This is a genomic window from Streptomyces sp. NPDC006365, from assembly GCF_042870755.1.
In the GTDB taxonomy this organism is placed as follows: domain Bacteria; phylum Actinomycetota; class Actinomycetes; order Streptomycetales; family Streptomycetaceae; genus Streptomyces; species Streptomyces xiangluensis.
This window is the reverse complement of sequence record NZ_JBIAHS010000001.1, coordinates 241,264-249,854: the sequence shown is the minus strand read 5'-3', so window position 1 is coordinate 249,854 and position 8,591 is coordinate 241,264. Positions and strand designations below refer to the sequence as shown.

At 70.2% G+C, this 8,591-nt stretch carries 9 protein-coding genes; 4 read left to right on the top strand and 5 right to left on the bottom strand.

What is annotated here, in order from left to right:
* Positions 1-33 precede the first annotated feature (33 nt).
* From ACFYO0_RS01260 to ACFYO0_RS01250, 3 genes are read left to right on the top strand one after another with little or no spacing between them, the layout of a single operon-like run.
* Positions 34-1,059, top strand: coding sequence for a FecCD family ABC transporter permease (locus tag ACFYO0_RS01260; RefSeq protein WP_388668698.1), 1,026 nt, complete (start codon positions 34-36; stop codon positions 1,057-1,059).
* Between the two features lie 2 nt (positions 1,060-1,061).
* The gene (locus tag ACFYO0_RS01255; protein WP_388668695.1) at positions 1,062-2,174 is read left to right on the top strand and encodes a FecCD family ABC transporter permease; all 1,113 of its coding nucleotides are present in this window, start codon (positions 1,062-1,064) and stop codon (positions 2,172-2,174) included.
* 3 nt (positions 2,175-2,177) lie between these two features.
* Entirely contained in the window at positions 2,178-3,035 is an 858-nt protein-coding gene (locus tag ACFYO0_RS01250; RefSeq protein WP_386343193.1) for an ABC transporter ATP-binding protein, read from the top strand.
* Between the two features lie 258 nt (positions 3,036-3,293).
* Here ACFYO0_RS01250 and ACFYO0_RS01245 read toward each other — a convergent pair whose 3' ends face one another.
* Positions 3,294-3,653 (bottom strand): hypothetical protein, encoded by a 360-nt coding sequence (locus ACFYO0_RS01245; RefSeq protein WP_388668692.1) that lies wholly within the window; start codon positions 3,651-3,653, stop codon positions 3,294-3,296.
* 118 nt (positions 3,654-3,771) lie between these two features.
* Positions 3,772-4,371: a sigma-70 family RNA polymerase sigma factor gene (locus ACFYO0_RS01240; RefSeq protein WP_388668689.1), complete on the bottom strand. Its 600-nt coding sequence runs from the start codon at positions 4,369-4,371 to the stop codon at positions 3,772-3,774.
* A 78-nt stretch (positions 4,372-4,449) separates the two neighbouring features.
* Between ACFYO0_RS01240 and ACFYO0_RS01235 the strand changes: the two genes are divergently transcribed.
* Positions 4,450-5,277, top strand: a complete 828-nt coding sequence (locus tag ACFYO0_RS01235; RefSeq protein WP_388668686.1) for an alpha/beta fold hydrolase — start codon at positions 4,450-4,452, stop codon at positions 5,275-5,277.
* 70 nt (positions 5,278-5,347) lie between these two features.
* On the opposite strand, the gene ACFYO0_RS01230 is transcribed toward ACFYO0_RS01235, so the two are convergent.
* The 3 genes from ACFYO0_RS01230 to ACFYO0_RS01220 all read right to left on the bottom strand — a co-directional run bounded on the left by ACFYO0_RS01230 (position 5,348) and on the right by ACFYO0_RS01220 (position 8,430).
* Positions 5,348-5,611: a hypothetical protein gene (locus ACFYO0_RS01230; protein ID WP_388668684.1), complete on the bottom strand. Its 264-nt coding sequence runs from the start codon at positions 5,609-5,611 to the stop codon at positions 5,348-5,350.
* Between the two features lie 118 nt (positions 5,612-5,729).
* Positions 5,730-7,205 carry a serine/threonine-protein kinase gene (locus ACFYO0_RS01225; RefSeq protein WP_388668681.1) on the bottom strand — a complete coding sequence of 492 codons (1,476 nt, stop codon included), beginning with the start codon at positions 7,203-7,205 and terminating at the stop codon, positions 5,730-5,732.
* Between the two features lie 124 nt (positions 7,206-7,329).
* On the bottom strand, positions 7,330-8,430 hold the full coding sequence (locus ACFYO0_RS01220; protein ID WP_388668678.1) for a maleylacetate reductase: 1,101 nt from the start codon (positions 8,428-8,430) through the stop codon (positions 7,330-7,332).
* Positions 8,431-8,591: the final 161 nt, after the last annotated feature.

Here is an 8,591-nt window from a genome sequence, read left to right as displayed (position 1 = left end):
ACCTAAGGGAGTCTGGTCCGTGGAGACCGAACGGTGAAGCGGGGCGCGAGAGTTCGCCCCGTACTGCTGGTGGCGCTGCTCGGCGCTGTTCTGGTCGTGCTCTGTCTGCTGTCGCTCGCGCTGGGCGCGGCCAGCGTCCCGCCGGACCAGGTGATCCGGGCGCTGTTCGGCGACGCCCCGAGCCGGCTCGTGGACAACATCGTCTGGTCGGCACGGGTGCCGCGCACCACGCTGGGCCTCGCGGCGGGCGCCGCTCTGGGCCTTGCCGGCGCCCTCATGCAGGCCCTGACCCGCAATCCGCTCGCGGATCCCGGAATCCTGGGGGTCAGCGCGGGCGCCTCCTTCGCCATCGTGCTGGCGGTCGGGGTGTTCGGGCTCGGCTCGTTCTACGGGTACGTCTGGTTCGCCTTCGCGGGCGCGCTCGCGGCAAGCGTCGTGGTCTACCTCCTCGGCGGGCTTGGCCGTTCCGGACAGACGCCGGTGAAACTTGCGCTCGCCGGTATCGCCGTGACCTCGCTGCTCACCTCGCTCACCAGCGCCATCGCCCTGACCGACCCGGACGCGCTGGACCGCTACCGCTTCTTCACCGCCGGTTCGATGGCCGACCAGGACGGTGCGACAGTACTGCGGATCCTGCCGTTCCTCGCCGTAGGCGCCGCACTCGCCCTGGCCTGTGCGCCGGCCCTCAACAGCCTCGCCCTCGGCGAGGACGTGGCGGCATCGCTCGGCCGGCGCCTCGGCCTGGTCCGGCTGCAGGGCGTCGCCGCGGTCACCCTGCTGACCGGGGCCGCGGTCGCGGTCATCGGCCCGGTCGTCTTCATCGGCCTGGTGGTCCCCCATGTCGCCCGGGTCCTCGCCCAGTTGGCGGGGATCGGCCCCGACCACCGCTGGCTGCTGCCGCTGTCGGCCGTCCTCGCGCCGAGTCTGCTGCTCGCCGCGGACATCGTCGGCCGCCTCGTCGCACGGCCGACCGAGGTCCAGGCGGGCATCGTCGTCGCCTTCATCGGCGGCCCGTTCTTCATCGCCATGGTCCGCCGACGCCAGCTGTCGGAGGTGTGACCATGTCCGACTCACCGTCCACCCTCGCCAAGTCCCCCTTGGACTCCGGCACTTCACCCACCCCTGAACGCGTCCGCTCCTACCGCACCTTCCGGCTGGCCGTTCCGCCCGTCTCCGGGATCTTCCGACCCCGCCTCGTGATGCTGAGCGCGGTGCTCGCCACGGCCACCTTCCTGCTGTTCTGCTGGGGTCTGACGTTCGGCGACTATCCGATCGCCTTCGCCGATGTCGTACGCGCCCTTGTCGGCACCGGCGACCCCGGCACCGTCCTCGTCGTCCAGGAGCTGCGGCTGCCGCGCTCCCTCGTCGGTCTGCTGGCCGGGATCGCGTTCGCCGTCTCCGGTGCGTTGTTCCAGACCATGACCCGCAATCCGCTGGCCAGCCCCGACATGATCGGCCTCACCCAAGGTGCGGGCACCGCCGTGGTGGCGGGCATCGTGCTGGGCTGGGACGGCGGCCTCGGCACCCAGGCCCTCGGACTGCTCGGCGCACTCGCCACCGCCCTGATCGTGTACGCCCTGGCCTGGCGGCGCGGCACCACCGGCTACCGGATCATCCTGATCGGCATCGGCGTGGCCTGGATCTGCACCAGCGCCACCGACTACCTGGTGGCCAAGGGCGGACGGTTCGAGGCGCAGGCCGCCCTCGGCTGGCTGGTCGGCAACCTCAACGGCCGTACGTGGGACCAGGTCACCCCGCTCGCCGTCGTGCTGGCCGTGCTGCTGCCGGCGGCGCTGCTGCTCGGTCGGCTGCTGCGCACCCTCCAGCTCGGCGACGACGTCGCCACCGGCCTCGGTACCCGGGTGCAGTTCGTGCGCCTGTCCATCCTGCTCACCGGGGTCGGTCTGATCGCCTTCGCCACCGCGTCCGCGGGCCCCGTCGCCTTCGTGGCGCTCGCCGCGCCGCAGATCGCCCAGCGGCTGGCCGGCACCGCATGGCCGCCCCCTGTCGCCTCGGCACTGACCGGGGCCCTGATGGTCCTCGGCAGCGATCTCATCGCCCGTACGCTCGTCCCCGGCACGGAACTGCCGGTCGGAATCGTCACCGGCGTGCTCGGCGCGCCGGTCCTGCTCTGGTTGCTCGTCCGCGTGAACCGCGCGGGTTCAGGAGGTTGATCCATGTCGGTTGAACCCAAGTCGGCGGACGCCTCGCCCGGAACCGACCCGGACCTGCGGGCGAGCGGACTGCGCCTGGCCTACGACAACCGGCTGGTCGTGGACGGCCTGGACCTGGCCGTACCGCCCGGGCGGATCACGGCGATCGTCGGCGCCAACGCCTGCGGCAAGTCCACGCTGCTGCGCGCCCTGGCCCGGCTGCTCGCCCCCCGTGAGGGCGCCGTCCACCTGGATGGCCGGGCCCTGCAGTCCATACCGTCGCGGGAACTCGCCCAGCGCCTCGGCATCCTGCCGCAGAGCCCGGTCGCACCCGAGGGGCTGACCGTCATCGACCTGGTCAACCGCGGCCGTTCACCGCACCAGACCTGGTGGCGGCAGTGGTCCAAGGCCGACGAGCAGGCCGTGCACCAGGCGCTGGCCGCCACCGCCATGACCGACCTCGCGGACCGTCCCGTCGACGAGCTCTCCGGCGGGCAGCGCCAGCGCGCCTGGATCGCCATGGCGGTCGCCCAGGGCACGCCCGTACTGCTCCTCGACGAGCCGACGACATATCTGGACCTGGCCCACCAGATCGACGTGCTGGACCTCATCACCGACCTCAACCGGCGCGAGATGCGCACCGTCGTGATGGTGCTGCACGATCTCAACCAGGCCTGCCGCTACGCCGACCACGTCGTCGCCATGAAGTCCGGCCGGATCGTCGCCGAGGGCCCGCCGGCCGAGGTCATCACCGCCGAGACCGTGGCGGACGTATTCGACCTGAACTGCAAGATCACCATGGACCCGGTCAGTGGCACACCCCTGGTCATTCCGATGGGGCGCCACCACGGGGCCGACACGGGTCAGCCGGCCCGTATGTGAGTCACGGCTCATCGGGCCCGTATGTGAGTGACGGTCATCCAGCCCGTATGTGAGTGACGGTCATCCAGCCCGGACGTGAGTGGCAGCCGCGCCCACGAGCCCGGGGGGGCAGGGATCAAGTGCCGTTGACCCACTGGCACCAGGCGGATTCCGGATCGGCGTACAGGGTGAACCCCGGGTCGCCGGTGACACATTCTCTGATGCGGTCGGGGGCTCCGATGAGGTGGAAGCGCACGGCAGGGTCCGGCGTACAGGTCTTCAGGGAGTCGGAGCTTGGACTTGATCACACCTCGAAGTCCGAGGCGTCCTGGTCAGGCCGCCGGGCGGCGAGGGATGGGACGCGGGCCCGTCACCGTTGCTGTGCGTGCGCAGCTCGTCGGTGAACCGGGCGAGGGCCTCCTCGGCCGTGGGGACGGGGCCGAACAGCTGCTCCTGGCGGCGGGGGTCGGCGACGTAGCGGCCGGTCTCGAACCAGCGGAACATCGCAGCCAGGTCCTTGATCAGGGGCATGAAGCGGCCGGCGACGGCTCCTGCGGCGCGGGCGACGGCGGAGGGGACGGCCACCACCTTGATCTTCTTTCCGGCCCGGCGGCCCATCACGTCGGCCGCCTCGCGCATGCTGACCGGACGGTCCCAGCCGATGTCGATCGCTCAGGTCCGGTGGGTGGCTGCGTTGGGCAGGTTAGCGTTGTGGGGTAGGTGCAATATGTGGAGCTCCGGTTGTAGTGACAACCGCTCAGGAGTCACCCCTGAGCTGGTCGCGCTGGATCTGGTGAGCGAGGGCACGCCGCACAGAGGCTGATGCCTTGGTGGTGACCTTCGCGGGGATGTCGAGACCGCGACTGATCTCGTCGTATGCGTTCCGGTAGCTGCTGGGCATCTCTGCCTGGTGCAGCATCAGGTCCTCTTCGATGAGGCGCCGCAACTCGTCGACGTTCTCAGGTGTGAAGCGCTTCTTCCCTCTGGCGATGGCGTGAACGTAGCGCGTGCAGCGGGCGGTGTCGTAGTTCTCGGAGATTTCCTCAGCGAGGCCCCAGAGGCGTCCTTCGAGCCAGGGCACATCGAGCTGGCCGAGGGAGAGCTTCGTCGGGGGTAGTGGGTCGCCCATCTTGTACTTCGTCACCTGCTTGGACACGGCGGGCTGACTCATGTCGGTGAGATGGGCGATCCTGTCCTGGGTCCAGCCGAAGTCGGCGAACAGCTTGATCATTTCGGTGCGTAGCTTTCGCATCTCCTCGCCCGCGCGGATGACCTCGTTCATGCCGGCGAGCATTCGCTCGGCCTGTTCCTCGGTCAGCGTCTCGGGGCTCTGGTGGGTGTCCTTTTCGCCTGCCACAGCTCGGTTATATACCCGAGCGACCCCGCCGCTATAACTAGGTTGTATAACCCGGTTATGATTGGCAGGATCCGCGTCATGCCTACCTTCTCCGCACCTGACGGAACCCAGCTCGCCTACCATGTGATCGGAGACGACGACCCGGTCGTCTGCCTCCCGGGAGGTCCCACGGACTCCCTCTACCTCGGCGACCTGGGCGGCCTGTCCACGCACCGTCAGCTGATCATTTTGGATCTTCGCGGCACCGGCCGGTCCGCGATTCCCGAAGACACCTCTTCCTACCGCTGCGATCACCTGGTCAACGACGTCGAGGCGCTGCGTGAACACCTCGCGCTCCCTCGGATGGACCTGCTCGGCCACTCCGCCGGCACGAACGTTGCGACGCAATACGTGGCCCGGTACCCGCAGAACGTCAGCAAGCTCGCCCTGATCGGTCCCAGTCCCCGAGCTGTTGGCATCGCGATCAGTGCGGAGATGCGGCGCGAACTCGCGCAGCTTCGTGAAAACGAGCCGTGGTTCCCGGCGGCGTTCGCCGCTCTGGAGGCGATCACGGAGGGCACGGGAAGCGACTGGGAAGCCCTCGCTCCCTTCTTCTGGGGCCGCTGGGACGCCGCGGCACAGAACCACCACGCGTCCAGCCAGCCGGAAAACAAGGAAGCTGTCACTCTCTTCGCGGCCGAGGGCGCCTTCAACCCGGAGACCACTCGTGCGGCGCTCGCCGCCTGCGAGGCCCCCGTGCTGCTGCTCGCCGGAGAGTTCGACTTGAACAGCCCGCCGCAGTCGACGGCCGACTTCGCGGCGCTGTTCTCCGATGCCACGCTCGCGGTTCAGCCGGAAGCGGGCCACTACCCCTGGCTCGACGACGCCGACCAGTTCGTGGCGACCACTGCGACATTCCTGGGATAAAGACCTACTTCCGCGGCTGGATGTCGGGCGGCCCTTCTGGCGGCCGCCCGTCAGCCGAATTGGACGTTGCTCATGGTGGTGTCGTGTCGTCTTCGAGGATCTGGCGGGCTGCTTGCGCGTATCGGATGGCGCTGGCGGTGCTGATGCCGAAGACGGCAGCAAGGTGCATGGGATCGGGGCCGCGGTTGAGGGCTTCCTCCAGCCAGCGGTCCACGCGGAGCCGGTCGAGGGTGGCCTTGTGGCCGCGGAACAGGTTGTTGATGTAGTAGCTGGTGCCTCCGCATATGCGGGGTGGAGGTGGCCACCTCGGCTCGCTTCGGGGTGCGCCGACCACTTGCGTGGCCGACCACGTAAACGAACGCGGCAATCGCCAGGGTGTGCGCGTACCGCAGATCACCCAGAAACCTGTGGGTGTCAATCAGGCGTAACGACGCGCTCCACATGGCAGTGCGTCAGGAAAGGGTCCCGCCCGTCTCCCCGGTGAGCTCCCGCAGGCGGCGCAGCACCGCGCCGTGTTCCGGGCGGTGCAGGGGCGAGGCCGACAGCAGCTGCGTCAGCACCTCGCCGAGCGGTCCGGCACAGCGCGGCGGCGCGGGAGCCGGCGGGTAGCCAATGCCCGCCCCCTCGGCGAACGGCTCTCTGCCCTCGACGGCGAAGTACAGGGTCGTACCGAGAGCGAACAGGTCGGACGCCGGTGTGGCCGAACCCCCGTACAGCTGCTCCGGGGCGAGATAGCCGGGCGTGCCGATCACTCGCTGCGGCCGGGTGTGGGACTGGGCACCCGCCATACGGTGGGCGATCCCGTAGTCGGAGAGGACCACGCGAGCGTGCGGATGCCCCGAACCGTCCGGTGCCAGAAGGATGTTGGACGGTTTCACATCCCGGTGCACGATACCGAGGTGATGCCCCGCGGCGAGCGCCTTGAGCACGGCGAGGCCGATCCGCGCCGTCTCGCCGACCGGCAGCGGCCCCTCTCCCGCCCGCAGCCGCTCCTCGACCACCGCCTCCAGGGTCGTGGCACCGCGGACGAACTCCATCACGATCCACGGGAAGCCGCCCTCCTCGACGACGTCATGGACCGTCACCACATGCGGCGCCTCGCGCAGCGCGGCAAGACTCCACGCCTCGCCGAGCGCCCGGGCCGTCCGTACCCCCGGACTCTCCTCCCCCGGCACGGCCTCCGCCCGTACGACGACCTCCTTCACCGCGACCTCCCGGCGCAGTCGCAGGTCGTACGCCAGCCAGACGCGTCCCATGCCACCGGTGCCGACCGGCTTGACCAGCCCGTACCGCTCGGCGAGGACCCGTGTCCAGGGACCGCGTGGCGCGCCGTCGGACGCGGACGGGCGCGGGGGCGCCACGTTGGTGTCCCCGTGCTCCTGCTCGATCTCGTCCATCTGCGCTGCCCCGGATGCCTGGCATGTCGTCGCCCGCTGGGCGAGTACCGCAAGCATGGCGAGGAGGTGTACGCGACGCAGATGTGCGAGCAGGATGTTGGAGGGCTTCACATCCCGGTGGATGATACCGAGCCGGTGCCCGGCGGAGAGTCCGTCGAGGGCCGCCCCGATCCGGGCCACCTCGTCGGGGGGCAGTGAGCCGCGCTCCCGTACGGCGGCGCTCAGGTCCATGGTGCCCGGCAGGTACTCCATCACGATCCACGGCAGGCCCTCGTGCTCGACCACGTCGTACACCGTGATCACATTCGGATGCTCGCGCAGCTGGGCCGCCTTCAGCGCCTCCTTGCGCCCGCGGGACGCACGGTCGCCGGAGGCCTCGTCCGGCAGTACCGGGACCTCGATCTCCTTGACCGCCACCTGAGCCCTGAGCGCCTGGTCCTCGGCGCGCCAGACGCTGCCCATCCCGCCGGAACCCAGCCGTTGCCGCAACCGGTAGCGCCCGGCTATGACCCGTTCCTGCTCCCCTGCCACGTACCGCTCCCCTCACAGCGCGTGTGATCAGCCGACGTCCACACGACGTGCTCAACCGACCGCCAGGGGGCCATGGTTACGCAAACCTCCCGGGACCCCTCCCGATTACGCCCGTAGCAGCCGTTTACGCCAGAGCCGCGGCGCGCGGGGACCGACCCGCGTACGCCGCCCTCAGCACCTCCAGAGCCCCGCCCATCGTGACGGTGCGCGGATTGGGGTACGCCTCGGCGGCGGTCTGTCCGGCTGCCACCGTCAAGTCGTCGTCGGTCAGGCCGAGTTGGGCGAGGGAGCGCGGCGCGCTGAGGCGTCCCGCCAGGTCCCAGAGGGCATGCGGGGCGTTGTCCGTGTCGAGGGCGCGGTTGAGGGCGGTGATCGCCTGGGGGACGGCGGGTGCGTTGTAGGCGAGGGCGTACGGGAGGACGACCGTGTGCGTCTCGGCGTGCGGCAGGCCGAAGGTGCCGCCCAGAACATGGCACAGCTTGTGGTGCAGGCCCATGGTGGTCGCGCCCAGGCAGGAGCCGCAGAGCCAGGCCCCGTAGAGGGCACGGCTGCGAGGCCCGATGGCCTCCGGATCGGCCGCGACCGGTGGGAGCGCGGACGTCATGGCGCGGACGCCCTCCTCGGCCATCAGCGCGACGAGGGGCGAGGTGTCGGGGGCGTACAGCGCCTCGGCCGCGTGGGCGACGGCGTTGAAGCCGCTGGTCACCGAGAGGGCCGGGGGCAGGCTCAAGGTGAGTTCGGGGTCGTAGACGACGCTGCGGGGCAGGACGGCCGGGTCGCGTCCGGTGCGCTTGACGCCGTGCTCGGTCAGGCCCCAGACGGACGTCATCTCGGAGCCGGCGTAGGTGGAGGGCACGGCGATCAGCGGCAGGCCGGTGCGCAGGGCGATCGCCTTGCCGAGGCCGATCGCGCTGCCGCCGCCGACCGCGACGCAGCCGTCGGCGCCCGCCGCGTGCGCCACCTCGACGGCCCGGTCGGCGACCTCGACGGGGACGTGCATACGGGCCTCGGAGTGCAGCCCCGCGCACAGGGAACCCAGCGAGGCGGCGACCGCACGGGCGGTGACCGCGCCCTGCCTGCCGCAGACCACCAGCAGGCGCCTGAGACCGAGCCGCCCGGCCTCGTCGGCCGGCGCGGTCGTCGCGGCACCGGGGCGGAACACGACCCGTACCGGCCGACTCTCGTAGGAGAAGTCGGGAACGTTCATGGCGTTCGTGCTGTTCATGGCGTTCATTGCATCGTGGCGTTCATGAGGGCGATCCCGGGTGAGCGGGGTGCGTACAAGGTGGATGATCTTCCTTGCGAATACCGCGTCTCTTCCCTGCGAATACCGCGTTCGGGTGCGGATAATCGCTGTTCGCCGCGAAGATGTGCGTGGTGGGGGGC

What these genes read in the sequence shown, in the direction of transcription:
- ACFYO0_RS01255 (WP_388668695.1), top strand. Translation starts at nt 1,062, where the DNA reads ATGTCCGACTCACCGTCCACCCTCGCCAAGTCCCCCTTGGACTCCGGC.
- ACFYO0_RS01250 (WP_386343193.1), top strand. Translation starts at nt 2,178, where the DNA reads ATGTCGGTTGAACCCAAGTCGGCGGACGCCTCGCCCGGAACCGACCCG.
- ACFYO0_RS01245 (WP_388668692.1), bottom strand. Translation starts at nt 3,653, where the DNA reads ATGCGCGAGGCGGCCGACGTGATGGGCCGCCGGGCCGGAAAGAAGATC.
- ACFYO0_RS01235 (WP_388668686.1), top strand. Translation starts at nt 4,450, where the DNA reads ATGCCTACCTTCTCCGCACCTGACGGAACCCAGCTCGCCTACCATGTG.
- ACFYO0_RS01220 (WP_388668678.1), bottom strand. Translation starts at nt 8,430, where the DNA reads ATGAACAGCACGAACGCCATGAACGTTCCCGACTTCTCCTACGAGAGT.